The sequence below is a fragment of the Moraxella sp. CTOTU47618 genome (assembly GCF_032017425.1).
In the GTDB taxonomy this organism is placed as follows: domain Bacteria; phylum Pseudomonadota; class Gammaproteobacteria; order Pseudomonadales; family Moraxellaceae; genus Faucicola; species Faucicola tetraodonis.
This window is the reverse complement of the sequence record NZ_DALZPW010000012.1, coordinates 17160-33904: the sequence shown is the minus strand read 5'-3', so window position 1 is coordinate 33904 and position 16745 is coordinate 17160. Positions and strand designations below refer to the sequence as shown.

Below are 16745 nucleotides of genomic sequence, written 5' to 3'. Positions count from 1 at the left end.
AATTCCATTTTTGGATTGAAGTTGTTATGATGAAGCGATGATTATATTAGGGACTGACTATGCAAACCATGACTGATACCAAACATTATATGCAAACCGTGGGACAGCAAGCGCGCGCTGCTTCAGCAATTTTGGCAAAAGCAGACACCGCGCTCAAAAATAGCGCCCTACTCGCTATCTATGACGCCCTGCAACAAGCCAAATCACAGGTGCTAGCTGCCAATGCCACCGATATGCAAAACGGTCAACAAAAAGGACTGGATGACGCACTACTTGACCGATTAGCGCTCACCGATGCGCGTTTTGAAGGCATGTTACAAGGGCTAAAAGATGTCGCCATGTTACCTGACCCGATTGGCGAGGTCACGGATATGACCTTTCGTCCATCGGGTATTCAGCTAGGTAAAATGCGCGTGCCGCTGGGCGTGGTCGGGATGATTTATGAATCTCGCCCCAATGTGACGATTGAAGCTGCGTCTTTGGCATTAAAATCTGGCAATGCGATTATCCTACGAGGCGGGTCAGAAGCGTTTTATTCCAACCAAGCATTGGCTGCGTGTGTCAAACAAGGTTTACAAGCGGTTGGTTTGCCAGAGGCCGCCGTGCAAGTGGTCGAAACCACTGACCGCGCGGCAGTGGGGGAACTTATCACCATGAATCGCTATGTCGATGTGATTGTGCCGCGGGGTGGTAAAAGCCTGATTGAGCGTATCAGTAATGAAGCGCGCGTCCCTGTCATCAAGCATCTAGATGGTAACTGCCATACCTTTGTCGATCGCGATGCAAACTTGACTATGGCAACCGATATTTGCGTCAATGCCAAAACTCACCGCTACGGGACTTGTAATACCATGGAAACGCTGCTGATTGATAGCCAAATCGCTGCGCAAGCGCTGCCGCCAATCGCCAGCGCCATTGTCGCTGCAGACAGTGCCATGCAATTACGCGGCTGTCCAAAAACCTTAGCCATCTTGAGCGATACCGCTGAATTAACCGCTCATCTGTCAGCGGCGAGTGAGGCAGATTGGGATACCGAATATTTGGCGCCAATTTTGGCGATTAAAGTAGTCGCCGATATCGACGAAGCCATTGCCCATATCAATACCCATGGCTCACACCATACCGATGCGATTATCACCGAAAACTACTCAAAATCGTTAACATTCATGCGTGAAGTTGATTCTAGTAGCGTGATGGTCAATGCATCAACCCGCTTTGCCGATGGATTTGAATATGGTTTGGGTGCAGAGATTGGTATCTCTACCGATAAAATCCATGCGCGCGGCCCTGTGGGTCTTGAAGGTTTAACATCGCAAAAATGGATTGTGTTTGGGCATGGGGAAGTCAGAAAATAATAGTTAGTTACCACTACAAAGCCCACTGATTGATGTGGGCTTTTTTTAATTATTAAACTGCCAAATTACGCAGCTACAGGTTTAAAGATACTAGTTTTAAAGATACTGATTTGATTTACACTGGTAACCGTCAACATCGGTGTGCCTTTGCTATCTTGGGTCAGTTTAAATTGTCCATTGAGTGTTGACGGACGCTTTATTTGCTTAAATGGGTTTTTGCAAAAACTCTAAAAATACCTCATCGCGTTTGGGGTCGCCATTGTTGCCGTCTCTTGGAAATGCCATCCTCTCCCCTGTCAGTAGATAACCGCGGCGCTGATAATAACTTAACAGCTCTGGTCGATGACTTAAAATCGACATAGATAAATGGGTTAAAGGTAAATGGGTTAAAGGTAAATGGGTTACGTTTTTGGCGTGGGCATGTCTGATAGCAAACGTTTCTACCGCAGACAACATCGTATCGCCAATGCCTTTACCTTGCACAGCAGGATGAACCGCAAAAGTACCAATATACGCCGCTGGCTGATGGTTAATGGGTGAGAAATCCACAGAAATACACCCGAGCAAATCATCGCTATCGTGCGGATTTTCAAACACGAACAGATAAACGTTCGGGTTGTCTATCAGGGCTGTCATTTCCTCGGGCGTGGTACGAATCCCACCAATTAAAGCCGCTTCATTGGTCCAGCCTTCATCTGAGCGGTAACAGCGATTGAGCAAAGTTACCAAAGTTTCGACGTCTTGTTGCGTGGCAACGCGTAATTGCACGGCGTTTTTATCGATATTGCTATCAGGGTCTTTCATGTTTTTTCTCTTTTTATGCTCACATTGGCTAAACATAGGATGCGTTAAAAATTTTGCCAAGTTAGGATGACCGATTTTGCCACCCAATGCACCTAAATTAACCAACATACCTAACTTAGCAAGCACTACTTTATTGTCTATTACTTTGGCATTCAAGCCGTATTTGACGTCATTGTTGTTGCCGTCATATTTTTAACCTATTAGCATAAGACAATAAAGCATGGTTATAATAAAGCGCTGCTGTAATCGAATCTGTAATCGAGATGGTTTATCAATCATCCATTTGTTAAAATAAACCTTTTGCAAGTAACCCTAGCATGCCAAAACTGCCTTCACCCTATACCCCTGCGATTGAGTCCGCTATTTATAAACAACAACCCACTGATTTTATTGTCCATGAAAAACTTGGCATTGAATGCAGCCATACAGGCGAACATCTTTGGCTTCATATTCAAAAAACCCGTATGAATACCAATTTTGTGGCAAAGTTGCTGTCACAATGGGCAGGCATCCCACTCAAGGATGTAGGATATTCGGGGCTCAAAGATCGTCATGCGCTGACGACGCAGTGGTTTAGTCTTCGCTTGCCAAAAAAAATTGCCCCTGAACAAAACTTTGAGCAATTTGTCCAGACCAAATTAGCTAGCGATGAAACGCTAGAAATACTGGCACAGCATTGGCATCACAAAAAACTGGGGCGCGGTACTCATCAGGCCAATCAGTTTATCATCACCTTACGCAATGTGGTGGGTGAGAAAGCCGCCATCGAGCAACAACTTGCGACTATCAAAACACAAGGTGTTCCCAATTATTTTGGCGAGCAGCGCTTTGGGCAAGATGCCAATAATACTGATGCCGCTATCGAACTATTCACCCATCATACAATTAGGGGCAAAAAAATTCATCGCAAATTTGACCAAGATAAAATCAGTCTGTATCTGTCGGCAGCGCGTAGTGAATTATTCAATGCCATCTTGGCAAAACGTATCGCATTGGGCATTTGGAACCAACCGCTTGATGGTGATGTGATGAATTTGGCGGGTTCAAACAGTATTTTTGTGGCACAGCATATAGATGAAACCATGCTATCAAGGCTACAAAGTGGTGATATCCATTTGACTGCACCGATGTGGGGCGCAGGTGAGTTAAAAAGCAGTGGTAAGGTTAACGCATTAGAACTATCCGTCATCACTGACAATCCCATTTATCAGCAGCTAAGTCAAGGTCTGATTGAGTTTGGTTTAAAGCAGCAGCGCCGCTCCCTGCGTATGTTGCCCCGTAACTTGCAATGGGTTTGGCAAGACGGTGAGACATTGGTGTTAGATTTTGAATTACCGGCAGGCAGTTTTGCGACGACGATGATTGATACGCTTGTTGCAAGCTCGGTACTCACCACTGAATTATGAAGGCTGGGTTATAGAAGCTAAATTATAAAGGCTAAGTTATGACGGCTGATTGCTTTGCGTCATCAATAAATAACATTGACCTTTGACCACACAGTTGCGACCATTGGCTTTGGCTTGCTGCATTGCCAAATCGGAGAATTTGATAATGCGCTCAAGGGCAGGTGGCAGTGCAGGCATGGTTGGTAAACTATGCATATACTCGCGCATATATTCGATAAAACTGCGATTATTAATCGCACGCTCGCTATCTCTCCCATGATTTTGATAAAGGCTGGCTATACCTAAGCTTGCGGTAAATTGAATTTCTGTATCAAAGATGCCATATCTCACCACTTGCTTTTCAAAAGCCTGGCGCAGCTGCTCTGCCATATCGTAGGCTTGCTCAATCCCCATATTAGGCAAGATGATGCAAAATTCTTCCCCACCCACGCGTCCAAACATCGTCCCTGTCGGTAAGAAGTTTTTTAAGGTATTCGCGGTACAAATCAACGTCGCATCACCCGCATCATGACCATATTTATCATTGATATGTTTAAATTTGTCCAAATCAATATAAATCACACTAAGCGTATTCCAATCGCTTTTACGTTGCCATAAATAACTCAAAAAACTATAAATGGTACGCCGATTGGCAATATTGGTGAGCGCATCAGCTTCTAGCAAATCATAAATCTTGCGGCGCTGAAAGTTCATGACTTTCATGCCCTGTAAAATACAATACAGCGTGACTGTTGCCTTGGCGGTTACCAAAAAGCTAAAAGACAATCCCCAAAGCCAATGACTACGCGCTGCTAAACTTGGATACAACCTAGGCAACAATTGCCACCAGTTCATGCTATTACTCATATTAAAAATAAATAATGCAACAATACAACTGACAAACGACACCCAGACCAGTCGCCATCTTAATAGCACCATCCCAAGACCGGTGGAACTAATCAGCATTACACCTTCAAGCGCACTGTTGTTGCCAATCCAGACAATAAAAAGATTTTCATAAATCAAATAGATGATTACAAAAAAGATTTGGTACTCTCGCCAAAGTCTTGACTGTTCAGGAATGCGAGTGATGACCCATAGTGAATACCCGCAAAACAACACCATCGCCAGTCCCAAATAGGTAACATTGATCATCAAGCTGCGATTAAAGATTTGGTTGAACTTGTGCGCAAAAGGAAAGATATCTATAGGCAATGTGATGACAAGAACTGTCGCATACCAAATTAAATGAAAAAATGTCTCAACCAACGCCAATATAATAAACAGCATGAATTTATTGGTATCGTTGACTCTTGGCGAATTGATATATAGCGAAGGTTTAAAGCTAAAAAATTTTAGCGTTTGCTGCAATTGTTCTTTAAAGCTTGGCAAGGCGGTTTGGGTCATAGGATTATTGCAAAATCAATAAATCTATTAAAAAAGGGCGTCACGCATTAAACAAATCAACAGCGATGTCAGTCATTGTCGTTCATTGATTAGTTTTAGTCGTTTGCATTTAACTTACCCTAAAGATTATATAAGGTATTATTGCTTCATTCTAATACTTTATTAATAACCAATGGGTAAATGTTTAATTTTTTTTAATTATTCTTGACTTATCTATTTGTATCAAAATTTCCTCGACAAAATAAAAAAGGTAAGCATAAACTTACCTTGATCAACATTTCACAGCATTTTAACTTTATGGGTTTTTTCAACAATATTCTTTAATAGTAACGTTCTCGATTACACTCAAGCGTCCAAGACACGGCGCGCTGTCACGAATTTATTTGCCCAATAGCCAGAATCTAAACTTGTAATAGAAATACTTTTGCCGGTTGATGGTGAATGAATAAAACGACCTTCACCGATGTACATGCCCACATGAGAGATACGACCACCACCTTGAGAGAAAAACACCATATCGCCTGGCTTTAACTCATTACGGCTAATACGTTCACCCACTTGCGCCATGCTGCTTGAGGTACGTGGCAGATTGATGTTAGCGGTTTGTTTATAAACATATTGCATAAAGCCGCTACAGTCAAAACCACTCGTTGGGCTGGTACCACCCCAGCGGTAAGGTAAACCGATAAAGTTTTTGGCTTTTGCAATGAGGCTATCTGCTTTTGAGCCACCCTCTGGATTTTGAGAAACACTTGAGTTAAAGCTACCGAAATATTCTGTGATACCATTGTCGGCATTGGCAGCGGTTGGGGCTAGGCTGAACAAGACACAAGGTAGAGCGGTTAATAAAGTTTTTTGAAGAAAGTTCATAGGGCTTTAATCCGTTCAGAACTTTTATCCGTATATGGGCTATATCAAAATTGATTACTAGAAGCTAAAAAGTTGATATACGGATAAAAATTACATAACTATTGTATTGGTTACATTCTGTAAAACAACGCCATCATACCAATAAAGTTTTTTAGATGTGGATATCTTTTTTCCATAAAATGTTAAAAAATATTACAATGTAAGCTAATTTGCTTACAGAAATCTTATAGAAAGCTTACAGCAATAATTGGGTAAGAAAATCATTAATTTAACACCACATTGGGTTAAACAATCCCTACAATCTCGCCTTTATTTTGGCTTACTGTAAAAAAAAGCAGGGTCAATAAGTAACTGATCCTGCTTAATAGTTGAGTGAAAACTGATAAAAGTCGTTAAATTGATGTCCTTTTACCCCGTTATTCTCACTAATTTCTCGCCCCAAAAATGGCGGTGCCAATACGAACGATGGTGGCACCCGCGGCAATGGCTTGCTCAATGTCGCCGCTCATGCCCATTGACAAAGTATCCCACTGCTCAGGATGTGCATGATAGCGCTTGTTTTGCTCAAAAAGCTGTTGGGTTTTGATAAAGGCAGACGCGGAATTTTTGGCAGGGATAATCATCAGTCCGCGTAATTGCAAATTGGGTAATTGGCTAATCTCTGTCACCAATTCAGGTAACTGGTCCGGCTGGCAGCCTGATTTACTGGCTTCATCGTCAATATTGACTTCGATACAGATATTGAGTGGCGGAAGGTGTTCACCCCTTTGCCCATTGAGACGCTGGGCAATAATTAAGCGATCGACCCCATGCACCCAATCAAAATGCGCCGCCAACTCTTTGGTCTTGTTACGCTGAATATGACCGATATAATGCCACACCAATGGCTGCTCGTTGGCAGTAACGTCTTTGAGTGCGGCGATTTTTGCCACCGCTTCTTGCACATAGTTTTCACCAAAATCTTGCTGACCTTGCTGCGCTAAGGTGCGAATCATCCAGCTGGGTTTGGTTTTGGATACCGCAAGCAGTTTGACAGTTGGATTGAGTCTAGCAACGTCAGTTTTCATCTGTTGCCAACGCGCTATCAAGGCTTGGTTTTCAGCGTCTGTTGCGCTTGTCGCCAATGGCTGTTGTTCATCGAATGTTTGCATGGTTAACTTTTCCTGTTGATAGGGGGTTGGCTGACTGTTTGCGAGTTAAGATGATGTTTTTGGTTTTTTTCGCACTGGTGCCGCTGATTTTTAAATTTAAGTTTAGCATAAGCTAAAATCAACAAAAAACTATGATGCCTAGTCAGTTTTTTCTGTTTTTTTTGTGGACGGATGATTATAGTATAACTATCTCTTTTTCCCGCGGCTTTTTTCTATTGCTGCTTTTGTATTTTCATTACCCACCTGTAGGATTCGACATCATGGCAAAGGAATTATCGATTGACGATTTGTTGCGTTTTGCATTCAAAAATAAAGCCTCTGACTTACATATTTCAGCAGGCTTACCGCCGATGATTCGGGTAGATGGTGAAATCACCAAAATCAACATGCCACCGCTTGATCACCAAAAAGTGCATAGTTTGATTTATGACATCATGAACGACAAACAACGTGCCGATTATGAAGAGTTTTTTGAAACCGATTTTTCGTTTGAAATTCCCAATGTGGCGCGCTTTCGTGTCAATGCCTTTAACCAAAACCGGGGCGCAGGTGCGGTATTTCGTACCATTCCATCTGAGGTATTAACGATGGAGCAGCTTGGTATGGGACCGATTTTTGAGAAAATCTCTAACTACAAACGCGGCGTGGTACTGGTCACAGGTCCAACGGGTTCGGGTAAGTCAACAACCCTTGCGGCGATGATTAACTATATCAATGAAACCCGTAAAGAACATATCTTAACCATCGAAGACCCGATTGAATTTGTGCATCAATCAAAAAAATCCCTCATCAACCAACGGGAAGTCCACCGTGATACCTTAAGCTTTGATGCTGCACTGCGCTCTGCCCTACGTGAAGACCCTGATGTTATTCTTGTCGGTGAGATGCGTGACCTTGAGACCATCCGCTTGGCATTGACGGCTGCTGAAACAGGGCACTTGGTATTTGGGACATTGCATACCTCATCTGCTGCCAAAACCATTGACCGTGTGGTCGACGTGTTCCCCGCCGCCGAAAAAGACATGATTCGTGCGATGTTATCTGAGTCGCTGCAAGCGGTTATCTCGCAGTCGCTACTCAAACGCCAAACGGGAGGTCGTGTCGCCGCGCATGAAATTATGATTGGTACGCCTGCGATTCGTAACTTGATTCGTGAAAACAAAGTCGCCCAAATGTACTCTGCTATCCAAACCAGTGCAGGCGATGGTATGACCACACTCGATCAAAGCCTTCGCGAGTTGGTCAATAAAGGCGTGATTAGCAAAGAATCGGCGCGCCAATATGCCAAACAACCTGAAAATTTTATGTGATAACTGTTTGATAGAAACAATCTTATAAAAACAATGCGAGAGACGCGTTATGGATCTTGATAAATTACTGCAGCTAATGATACAAAAAAACGGCTCCGACCTTTTTATCACCGCCGATGCGCCCATATCAATGAAAGTCAATGGTACTATCGCGCCAGTCACCAAGTCAGCGCTGACCCCAGAGCAATCAATGACGCTGGTCAAAAGCGTGATGACGCCTGCTCAAAGCAAAGAGTTTGACGACACCCTAGAATGCCAGTTTGCCATTAGTGACAAACACCAAACCGCACGCTTTCGTGTTTCTGCCTTTGTCCAAAAAGACTGTGCGGGCATGGTGCTACGTAAAATTGAAACCAAAATCCCAACGGTAGAGCAACTCAATCTACCACCGATTTTGAATGAAATTGCCATGAAAAAACGCGGCATCGTGCTACTAGTCGGTGCGACAGGTACAGGTAAATCTACCACACTGGCAGCTATGATGGGGTATCGCAACGAAAATTCGCGCGGCCATATTATCACCATCGAAGACCCGATTGAATACCTGCATGAACATAAAGGCTGTATCATCACCCAACGCGAAGTAGGCATTGATACCAAGTCATTTGAAGCAGGATTAAAAAACGCCCTACGTCAAGCACCTGATGTGATTTTGATTGGCGAGATTCGTACCCGCGAAACCATGGATTATGCCATTCAATATGCTGAAACAGGACACTTGGTGTTTGCCACCCTACACGCCACCAATGCCAACCAAGCGCTTGAGCGTATTATTCACTTCTTTGAAGCAAACCATCACGAGCAGATTTTGATGGATTTGTCCTTAAACCTTCGAGCCATTGTGGCGCAGCAATTGATTGCTACCCCTGATGGCAAAGGTCGCCGCGCTGCGATTGAAATTTTGCTCAATTCGCAACTGATTGGTGATTACATCCGTAAAGGGGAAATCCACGAAATTAAGCCTGTCATGAAACGTTCCCGTGAAATTGGGATGCAAACCTTTGACCAAGCGTTGTTTGATTTGTATGAAAATGGCGACATCACTTACCGCGATGCCATCCAACACGCTGATTCACCCAACGATTTACGCCTACTTATTAAGCTGGAAAGTAAATCAGCCAATAAAATTGATGAAAATGAACTAAATTTCTCCCTGCAATCTGATGATAATAGCCCCGCAAATGAGAACACAATGTTCTAACAACAGGCTATTGTCCAATAATCATAGTAACTATGTAACACAAAAAAGGCTCATATTGAGCCTTTTTTATCTAATCTACACTTTTTCCCAAAATCACCACATCAGCAATAAATCCGTTCATATCGCAAACTTGCTTAAACTTGCCCCATGGCTCAAATCCTAGCTTCTCAAACATCACAAGGCTCGGTGTATTATGGGCAAAAATTAGCGCAACCACTTGCTGCACGCCACAACTTGGCGCAACTTCGATTAAATAATTGACCAACGCCTTGCCCACACCTTGCCCTTTGGCTTCCTGTGCCACATAGATACTGATTTCAGTACTGATATGATAGGCAGGACGCGCATATAAATCAGATAAACTGCCCCAACCGATGATTTCACCTAAGCTATTTTCGGAGCTAGTTTGGGCAACCACCAACGGACGGTTGCCCGTATGAGCGTCAAACCACGCTTGCCTATCTGCCACGCTCACAGGCTGTAAATCTGCCGTGGCTTGCTTACCTGCGATACTTTGGTTATAAATTTCAACGATGCGCGGTAAATCATCAATCGCAGCTAGGCGAATACAAAGGTTGTGATGCGCTGCAGACATAGCGACTCCAAAATTAAACCAAAAAATGCGGCTAAAATTTGCCGAAAAATCTTATTAGCGCGTATGTTAGCAACATTTTTACTTTATAATAAGCGATTTCATAAAATTGATAGTTTGCGATGCCTATGAACGTGATTGATTTATCTGACTGGCTAAAAAGTCCAACCCTATTACCTGATTCGGTACTGACGATTGGTAATTTTGATGGGGTACATTTGGGTCACCAAGCGATGCTGGATAAAGCCAAATCTTTGGCAAAATCTCAGCAACTTGCCAGTATGGTGATGATATTTGAACCACAGCCGCGTGAGTTTTTTAGCCCCCAAACCGCCCCTGCAAGACTCACCAATTTGGCAGAAAAAACCCAATTGATTGCTGAACATCGTATCGATAGCTTGATTGTGGCAAATTTTGATAATGACTTTCGGAATTTATCGGCACACGATTTTGCCAAAATGTTGGTCAAATTAAACGTAAAGCATTTGGTATTGGGCGATGATTTTCGCTTTGGGCATGACCGCACTGGCGATAGTGAGTTTTTGCGTGCGTTTGGCTTGCCTGTAGAAATTTTGCATACCGTGACCGACCATGCGCATCAAGATGAGCGTGTCAGCTCAACCCGCATTCGAGACTGTTTGCAACAAGGGGACTTGGCAACGGCAAAGCATCTGCTAGGGCGAGATTATGCGATTACTGGCATGGTGGAACATGGCGATAAAATCGGTCGCACACTTGATTTTCCCACCGCCAATATTGCCCTAAACCGCATCAAGCCTGCCCTGCATGGGATTTTTGCGGTATCGGTTACCGCTACCGATGGCACAGATTTATCAACACTGGGGAAAAACAGTCAAACAGGCGTGCAAGGACTTACTAAAGGCAGTTTATTTGGCGCTTGCAATGTGGGTACTCGTCCTGCGCTAAAAAATAAGTATGGGGTAGAATGGCGACTGGAAGTCAATTTTCCAAAGTTTGATGGGGATTTGTACGGCAGAGAACTCACAGTGACGTTTTTGCATTTTTTACATGGAGAAATTAATTATCCAAGCCTTGACGCGTTAAAACAAGGCATTGCCCAAGACGTGGTGGATTTACTTGACTGGCGTGAGCAGCAAGCCTTTGCAAAATCAGTCCCTTAGGCTGATGAGCATTGCTATCCTTCAGCAACTATCTTTAGCGTTTTCAACTATTTTTAGCATTTATAGCTATTTGGGTAAGTGAGATTTTTTTATGACAAACTTACCAAAATCAAGTATGAGATAAGCCAAACCACGCTTTGTCAATCCGCCAATTTTAACATATAATACCCTGTTATCAATTTTTTACCTTTTGCACTTTTTATAGAATACCGAGAGTTACATGACCGACAACACTGACAATCAGTCAATCGACTATAAAGATACCCTAAACCTTGCCGATACCGTATTTCCCATGCGTGGCGACCTTGCCAAACGCGAACCTAAATGGCTAGAACAATGGTTTGCCGACGATGTGTATGCCCAAATTCGTCGCGCTCGTCAAGGTCGTGAAAAGTATGTATTGCATGATGGCCCACCCTATGCCAACGGTCAGATTCACTTGGGTCACGTGGTGAATAAAGTGCTTAAAGACATGATTGTCAAATACAAGACGCTTGACGGTTATGACGCGCCGTATGTACCGGGTTGGGATTGTCATGGATTGCCGATTGAGCAAAAGGTAGAAGGCATTGTCGGTAAAGTGGGGCAACCCCATAAAGATAAAAGCAAAAACGGTGCCATCGTGACGTCAACCGAGTTTCGCGGCGCTTGCCGTGACTATGCCAAAAGCCAAATTGACCTGCAAATGGTTGACTTTAAACGCTTGGGCGTACTGGGTGACTGGGAAAATCCTTATCTGACCATGAACTTCAAGCAAGAAGCTGATACTGTCCGTGCATTGGCAGAAATCTACAAAAACGGTCATATCACTCGCGGTATGAAGCCGGTGAATTGGTGCTTGGATTGTGGTTCGGCACTCGCAGAAGCGGAAGTGGAATATGAAGATAAAAAATCCGATGCGATTTATGTCGGTTTTGATGTCGTCAACCGTGAGGCATTAGCGGCGACTAAAGCGGTTGATGGCGCTTTGCAGGCGGTGATTTGGACCACCACGCCTTGGACGTTGCCTGCCAATCAGGCGATTACCGCAAGCTCTGAGCTAGAGTACTCAGTGGTAAAAGTCACGTTTAATAAACAAGCCTTTGCTATTCCTACTACCCTTGATACGCCCAATTATTTACTTCGCCGTTTAACCAAAGACGATAAAACCGCTTTACAGGCAAGTGCATCTGACCCTTTGATTTGGGAAATGTTGCCGGAAAAACGCCACGAACCTACCGTATTTGAGCCGTATTTCAAAAAAGCCCTTGAGCAAAAAGCCTTTGCGATTGTCGATAAAAAAACCAATGACATTATCGGCACAACGCGTTTTTATGATGATAATGTTGAAGAAAATTCGATTGCAATTGGCTATACCTTTTTGATCCGTGAGTATTGGGGGTCAGGGGCAAATGCCGAAATTAAATCGGTTATGCTAAGTCATGCCCAATCGCAGCGAGAAACGATTTGGTTTCATGTTGCCCCCGATAATCAGCGTTCTGCCAAAGCGTTAGAAAAAATTGGCGCAACTTATCAAAAAACCGCTGACAACGGTTTGGGTGAGCGCTTGTTTTATCAAATGGCAGGCGAAAAACAACAGTCGAAAATCAGCCATTTAATTGTCGCTTACAATTTAGTTCCGCATTTAATGAGTGTGTTTAACGCCAAAGAATACAGTGTGTTGGCGACCGTGAAAGGCGATGCGTTAACTGTACTTAAAGCACAGCATCCACTGATTGCCGAGCGCCAAGTGCCGATTATCACAGGCGACCACGTGACGGCAGATAGCGGTACGGGTTTGGTACACACTGCGCCCGCGCACGGCGTCGATGACTATATGGTCGGGCAAAAATTTCACTTGCCCACCGAAAACCCAGTCGCAGGTAATGGCGTGTATTTGCCTGAAGCCAAAGTTTTTGTCGGCGAGCATATTTATAAAGCGCAACCAAAAATTATCGAAACGCTCAAAGCCAGTGGGCATTTGCTCAAGCATGACGTGATTACTCACAGCTATCCGCATTGCTGGCGACACAAAACGCCGATTATTTTCCGTTCAACGCCACAATGGTTTATCAACATGGAAAGCCAAGGTCTGCGTGAACAGGCGTTGACCGATATTCCAAAAGTGGTATGGACACCCAGTTGGGGACAAAATCGTATCGAATCGATGATGCATGGTCGCCCAGATTGGTGTATCAGCCGCCAACGTACTTGGGGCGTGCCGATTGCCTTTTTTATCCATAAAGACACGGGCAATTTGCACCCAAATACGGCTGAGCTGATGGAAAAAGTCGCGCAAGTGATTGAGCAAGGTGGTGTGGAAGCGTGGTTTGATGCCGCGGCTGAAGACTTTATTGGGGATGATGCTAGAGAATATCAAAAATCGACCGATACGCTAGATGTGTGGTTTGACTCAGGGTCGACCAATTTTGCCGTGCTTGCCAATCGTCCTGACTTAGCCAATCCTGCGGATTTATATCTTGAAGGCTCTGACCAACATCGGGGTTGGTTTCAGTCGTCACTTTTGGTGAGTGAAGCGATTTATGGTCGTCCACCGTATAAGCAAGTGTTGACGCACGGATTTACCGTAGATGCCAAAGGCTATAAATTATCAAAATCCAAAGGCAATACCAAAGGCTTTGAGCCGCAAGAACTTGCTAATAAATATGGTATTGATATCGTGCGTCTATGGGTCGGCTCAAGTGACTACCGTTACGAGATGGCAGTATCGACTGAAGGCTTTGCGCGCACCACGGATATGTATCGCCGTATTCGTAACACCATTCGTTTTTTACTGGCGAATACAGACGACTTTGACCCAGCCACCGACATGGTGGATGCTAGCAATTTGGTCAGCCTTGACAAGTACATTTTAAAACGCGCTGAAGCGGTACAAGCTGACATTCGCCAATCTTATACCAACATGGATTTTCACCAAGTGTGTCAAGCGGTGGTGGGTTTTTGTTCACAAGATTTGGGCGGTTTTTATTTAGACATCATCAAAGACCGTCAATACACCACCAAAGCCAATGGTGAAGCGCGCCGCTCAGCACAAACTGCGATTTATCATATTGCCCATGCGTTACTGCGCTGGATTGCACCGATTTTGTCATTCACCGCACAAGAAGCCTGGGAAATCTTAAAAGGTCCCCATACAAGCAATGGCAATGGCTACATCTTTACCGAGGAATGGTATGAATTCCCAGAAGTGGTATTGGATGACGTGAGCGAATCGGATTGGCAAGCGATTTTGAATGTCAAAGAAACTGTTAACAAAGCCTATGAAATTGCGCGCACTGATAAAGTGATTAATGCCAATTTATCGGCTAATGTCACTGTATATGCACCAGATACTACCATGGCATCACTCAATCGATTAGGCGATGAACTCAAATTTGTGTTGATTTCAAGCCAAGCCAATGTAGCGGCATTAACCAACCAACCAAGCGCCAACCAATCAAGCGATGTGACCTATACCGATGAAGACAGCCAAGTTGCGGTGGTGGTCAAGCCTGCCACGGGCGAAAAATGTATCCGCTGTTGGCACATTCGTGAGGATATCGGCATCAATCCTGCCCATCCAGAAATCTGTGGTCGCTGCGTAGAGAATGTCGAAGGTCAAGGCGAGGTGCGTCATTATGCCTAATACACAGGCAACGACTACTGCCACTCATTCATCCACTACCCTACCCATCAACGGCAGTAAAGCTATGATGTGGTATGCTATTGCGGTTTTGGCAATGATTATTGATCAACTGACCAAGTTGTACTTTGAGCACAACTACCAGCTATATCAAACCACGCCGATTATTGAGCCGATTTTTAACTTTACCCTTGCTCACAACTATGGCGCGGCGTTTAGTTTTTTGGCAGATAAAGGCGGCTGGCAAAAATGGCTATTTAGCGGACTGGCACTGGCTGTTTCCCTTGGCATCATGGCGTATCTACGCAAAATACCCCAACAAGCCAAATTATTGGCTTTGGGCTTGTCATTGGTGATGGCGGGCGCTTTGGGCAATTTGATTGATCGGGTACGTTTGGGCTATGTGATTGACTTCTTGCATGTGCACTATGGCAATGCGTGGCATTTCCCGATTTTTAATATAGCTGATGTGGCGATTAATATTGGCGTTGTGTTGATTTTAATCGATGCGTTTTTATTAGAATCCAAACGTAAAACCCTTTAATTTTTAGATGGATGAACAACCGCATGAATCATGACATTATTACGCCAAATGAACAAACCCGCATCACTCAAGACTCAACTGTTGATTTGCATTTTGAGGTCAGCTTAGAAAATGGCACCGTCATCGACTCAACCTTTGAGCGTGGCGAACCTGTTCGCTTGGTGGTGGGTGATGGCAGTCTGCTTGAAGGGTTTGAGAAGGTACTCATCAACTTGACAGCGGGTGACACGCGCACCGCATCGCTGTCGCCTGACGAAGCGTTTGGTCAATGGAACCCTGACAACGTACAGACTTTTAGTCATGCGCAGTTTGCCGTGACGGGCAATTTGCCTGAAGTCGGTACCATGATGGAATTTGAAGATAAAGGCAAAACCACGCTCGTGGGTGTGGTCAGTGACGTCAATGAAGATGCCATCAAAGTGGATTTTAACCATCCATTGGCAGGTCAAAATATACTGTTTAAAGTGCAGATTTTTAGAGTGACACCAAAAGACAGCAAAGGTATCACACTAAGCTGATATTTAGCTGGCATTAAACTGACCTTAAGCTGAATGGAAGCTTTCAATAAACAATCACTGACAATAAAAATCGCTGATTAACTCTCAGCGGTTTTTTATTGTCTATCAATTAACCGTTTGGGTATCATCGTCTGCCGCATCACCTTCTTTTGCGTCTGATTGTTCTGCCAGTCTTGCACGCTGCTCAAAACGTTCGCCCGTCGCTTTAATACCCCACACCAATTCCACAAAAGCGCGGTTATTGATGAGCGGCTCATCTTCAATAATCAAGAAATAGCCCGTTTTGTTGATCCATAAAAACACAATACTGGTATTGGGCATCAACATATCAATACTGGTAAAAAATGACACCCCATAGCCATGTACCGCCCAACCGCGCTGCTGTTGGCGTTCTAAAAAGCCATAAAAATCGGCAGCGGCTACCGACAGCGTCTCTGCTTCTTGCTGAGTAAAGCCCATTTTTGCTAGACAAAAACCTTCATCGGATGCAATTACGACTCGGCGACTACCTGACAGACTTGCTGCTACATATTTTAAGAAATTATCCAGCTGCACGTGCGGAGCGATCACCCGTTTTTCAAGGGTCTCAATCCAACCTTCTTCGATAAACATATCTAGCCAAGTGTCACTATAACGCTCACCCCATTCCCGTGCCGTCATACTTTCTTCAGGTGCGAGCACCGCTTGTAAGGCTAGTTGCTGCTCTGAGGGATTGGCGCTTGAAAAACTATGCAATACCCCGGCAGGCGTTAAAATCACATAGGTGTCGTTTTGTTCTGGCATGGTGTTTTCCTTAAATTTTGATAGACGGCAAAGGTCATGTTGTCAATCACTGTGATAGGCT

The 16745-nt window shown here is 44.1% G+C and carries 14 protein-coding genes; 8 read left to right on the top strand and 6 right to left on the bottom strand.

What is annotated here, in order from left to right; translation table 11 throughout:
- Positions 1 to 59: 59 nt before the first annotated feature.
- The gene (locus RTS09_RS09470) at positions 60 to 1355 is read left to right on the top strand and encodes a glutamate-5-semialdehyde dehydrogenase (RefSeq protein WP_409418387.1); all 1296 of its coding nucleotides are present in this window, start codon (positions 60 to 62) and stop codon (positions 1353 to 1355) included.
- A gap of 204 nt (positions 1356 to 1559) precedes the next feature.
- Here the strand turns inward: RTS09_RS09470 and RTS09_RS09465 are convergent, their stop codons facing one another.
- Positions 1560 to 2267 carry a GNAT family N-acetyltransferase gene (locus tag RTS09_RS09465; protein ID WP_312536447.1) on the bottom strand — a complete coding sequence of 236 codons (708 nt, stop codon included), beginning with the start codon at positions 2265 to 2267 and terminating at the stop codon, positions 1560 to 1562.
- Between the two features lie 209 nt (positions 2268 to 2476).
- Here RTS09_RS09465 and truD point away from each other — a divergent pair, with 209 nt between their 5' ends.
- Complete coding sequence (gene truD / locus RTS09_RS09460; protein WP_312536444.1) at positions 2477 to 3565, top strand: tRNA pseudouridine(13) synthase TruD; 1089 nt, start codon at positions 2477 to 2479, stop codon at positions 3563 to 3565.
- A 36-nt stretch (positions 3566 to 3601) separates the two neighbouring features.
- Here the strand turns inward: truD and RTS09_RS09455 are convergent, their stop codons facing one another.
- The 3 genes from RTS09_RS09455 to RTS09_RS09445 all read right to left on the bottom strand — a co-directional run bounded on the left by RTS09_RS09455 (position 3602) and on the right by RTS09_RS09445 (position 6972).
- Complete coding sequence (locus RTS09_RS09455) at positions 3602 to 4951, bottom strand: GGDEF domain-containing protein (RefSeq protein ID WP_312536441.1); 1350 nt, start codon at positions 4949 to 4951, stop codon at positions 3602 to 3604.
- Positions 4952 to 5296: 345 nt separating this feature from the next.
- Positions 5297 to 5821, bottom strand: a complete 525-nt coding sequence (locus RTS09_RS09450) for a C40 family peptidase (RefSeq protein WP_312536438.1) — start codon at positions 5819 to 5821, stop codon at positions 5297 to 5299.
- Between the two features lie 425 nt (positions 5822 to 6246).
- Positions 6247 to 6972 carry a YggS family pyridoxal phosphate-dependent enzyme gene (locus RTS09_RS09445; protein ID WP_312536435.1) on the bottom strand — a complete coding sequence of 242 codons (726 nt, stop codon included), beginning with the start codon at positions 6970 to 6972 and terminating at the stop codon, positions 6247 to 6249.
- A gap of 260 nt (positions 6973 to 7232) precedes the next feature.
- Between RTS09_RS09445 and RTS09_RS09440 the strand changes: the two genes are divergently transcribed.
- Together RTS09_RS09440 and RTS09_RS09435 are read left to right on the top strand one after the other, a co-directional pair.
- Positions 7233 to 8282, top strand: a complete 1050-nt coding sequence (locus RTS09_RS09440) for a type IV pilus twitching motility protein PilT (protein ID WP_219299044.1) — start codon at positions 7233 to 7235, stop codon at positions 8280 to 8282.
- A gap of 49 nt (positions 8283 to 8331) precedes the next feature.
- Positions 8332 to 9483 carry a PilT/PilU family type 4a pilus ATPase gene (locus RTS09_RS09435; protein ID WP_312536432.1) on the top strand — a complete coding sequence of 384 codons (1152 nt, stop codon included), beginning with the start codon at positions 8332 to 8334 and terminating at the stop codon, positions 9481 to 9483.
- A gap of 70 nt (positions 9484 to 9553) precedes the next feature.
- Here the strand turns inward: RTS09_RS09435 and RTS09_RS09430 are convergent, their stop codons facing one another.
- The gene (locus tag RTS09_RS09430; protein WP_312536429.1) at positions 9554 to 10078 is read right to left on the bottom strand and encodes a GNAT family N-acetyltransferase; all 525 of its coding nucleotides are present in this window, start codon (positions 10076 to 10078) and stop codon (positions 9554 to 9556) included.
- A gap of 125 nt (positions 10079 to 10203) precedes the next feature.
- Here RTS09_RS09430 and ribF point away from each other — a divergent pair, with 125 nt between their 5' ends.
- From ribF to fkpB, 4 genes are all read left to right on the top strand, one after another.
- Positions 10204 to 11217 (top strand): riboflavin biosynthesis protein RibF, encoded by a 1014-nt coding sequence (gene ribF, locus RTS09_RS09425; protein ID WP_312536427.1) that lies wholly within the window; start codon positions 10204 to 10206, stop codon positions 11215 to 11217.
- Between the two features lie 220 nt (positions 11218 to 11437).
- Positions 11438 to 14842 (top strand): isoleucine--tRNA ligase, N-acetyltransferase domain-containing, encoded by a 3405-nt coding sequence (gene ileS, locus RTS09_RS09420; RefSeq protein ID WP_312536424.1) that lies wholly within the window; start codon positions 11438 to 11440, stop codon positions 14840 to 14842.
- Positions 14835 to 15383: a signal peptidase II gene (gene lspA, locus RTS09_RS09415; protein WP_312536421.1), complete on the top strand. Its 549-nt coding sequence runs from the start codon at positions 14835 to 14837 to the stop codon at positions 15381 to 15383. The genes ileS and lspA overlap by 8 nt, the downstream gene beginning before the upstream one ends.
- A 23-nt stretch (positions 15384 to 15406) precedes the next feature.
- Positions 15407 to 15901 (top strand): FKBP-type peptidyl-prolyl cis-trans isomerase, encoded by a 495-nt coding sequence (fkpB, locus tag RTS09_RS09410; protein ID WP_050324732.1) that lies wholly within the window; start codon positions 15407 to 15409, stop codon positions 15899 to 15901.
- A 105-nt stretch (positions 15902 to 16006) separates the two neighbouring features.
- Here the strand turns inward: fkpB and RTS09_RS09405 are convergent, their stop codons facing one another.
- Positions 16007 to 16684: a hypothetical protein gene (locus RTS09_RS09405; RefSeq protein WP_239743000.1), complete on the bottom strand. Its 678-nt coding sequence runs from the start codon at positions 16682 to 16684 to the stop codon at positions 16007 to 16009.
- Between the last annotated feature and the right edge of the window lie 61 nt (positions 16685 to 16745).

Excerpts from the sequence above, each read along its gene's own strand:
- ribF (WP_312536427.1), top strand. The coding sequence starts at position 10,204 with ATGAACGTGATTGATTTATCTGACTGGCTAAAAAGTCCAACCCTATTA.
- RTS09_RS09440 (WP_219299044.1), top strand. The coding sequence starts at position 7,233 with ATGGCAAAGGAATTATCGATTGACGATTTGTTGCGTTTTGCATTCAAA.
- RTS09_RS09450 (WP_312536438.1), bottom strand. The coding sequence starts at position 5,821 with ATGAACTTTCTTCAAAAAACTTTATTAACCGCTCTACCTTGTGTCTTG.
- RTS09_RS09445 (WP_312536435.1), bottom strand. The coding sequence starts at position 6,972 with ATGCAAACATTCGATGAACAACAGCCATTGGCGACAAGCGCAACAGAC.
- RTS09_RS09435 (WP_312536432.1), top strand. The coding sequence starts at position 8,332 with ATGGATCTTGATAAATTACTGCAGCTAATGATACAAAAAAACGGCTCC.
- lspA (WP_312536421.1), top strand. The coding sequence starts at position 14,835 with ATGCCTAATACACAGGCAACGACTACTGCCACTCATTCATCCACTACC.
- RTS09_RS09455 (WP_312536441.1), bottom strand. The coding sequence starts at position 4,951 with ATGACCCAAACCGCCTTGCCAAGCTTTAAAGAACAATTGCAGCAAACG.
- RTS09_RS09470 (WP_409418387.1), top strand. The coding sequence starts at position 60 with ATGCAAACCATGACTGATACCAAACATTATATGCAAACCGTGGGACAG.
- RTS09_RS09430 (WP_312536429.1), bottom strand. The coding sequence starts at position 10,078 with ATGTCTGCAGCGCATCACAACCTTTGTATTCGCCTAGCTGCGATTGAT.
- RTS09_RS09465 (WP_312536447.1), bottom strand. The coding sequence starts at position 2,267 with ATGTTGGTTAATTTAGGTGCATTGGGTGGCAAAATCGGTCATCCTAAC.
- RTS09_RS09405 (WP_239743000.1), bottom strand. The coding sequence starts at position 16,684 with ATGCCAGAACAAAACGACACCTATGTGATTTTAACGCCTGCCGGGGTA.
- truD (WP_312536444.1), top strand. The coding sequence starts at position 2,477 with ATGCCAAAACTGCCTTCACCCTATACCCCTGCGATTGAGTCCGCTATT.
- fkpB (WP_050324732.1), top strand. The coding sequence starts at position 15,407 with ATGAATCATGACATTATTACGCCAAATGAACAAACCCGCATCACTCAA.
- ileS (WP_312536424.1), top strand. The coding sequence starts at position 11,438 with ATGACCGACAACACTGACAATCAGTCAATCGACTATAAAGATACCCTA.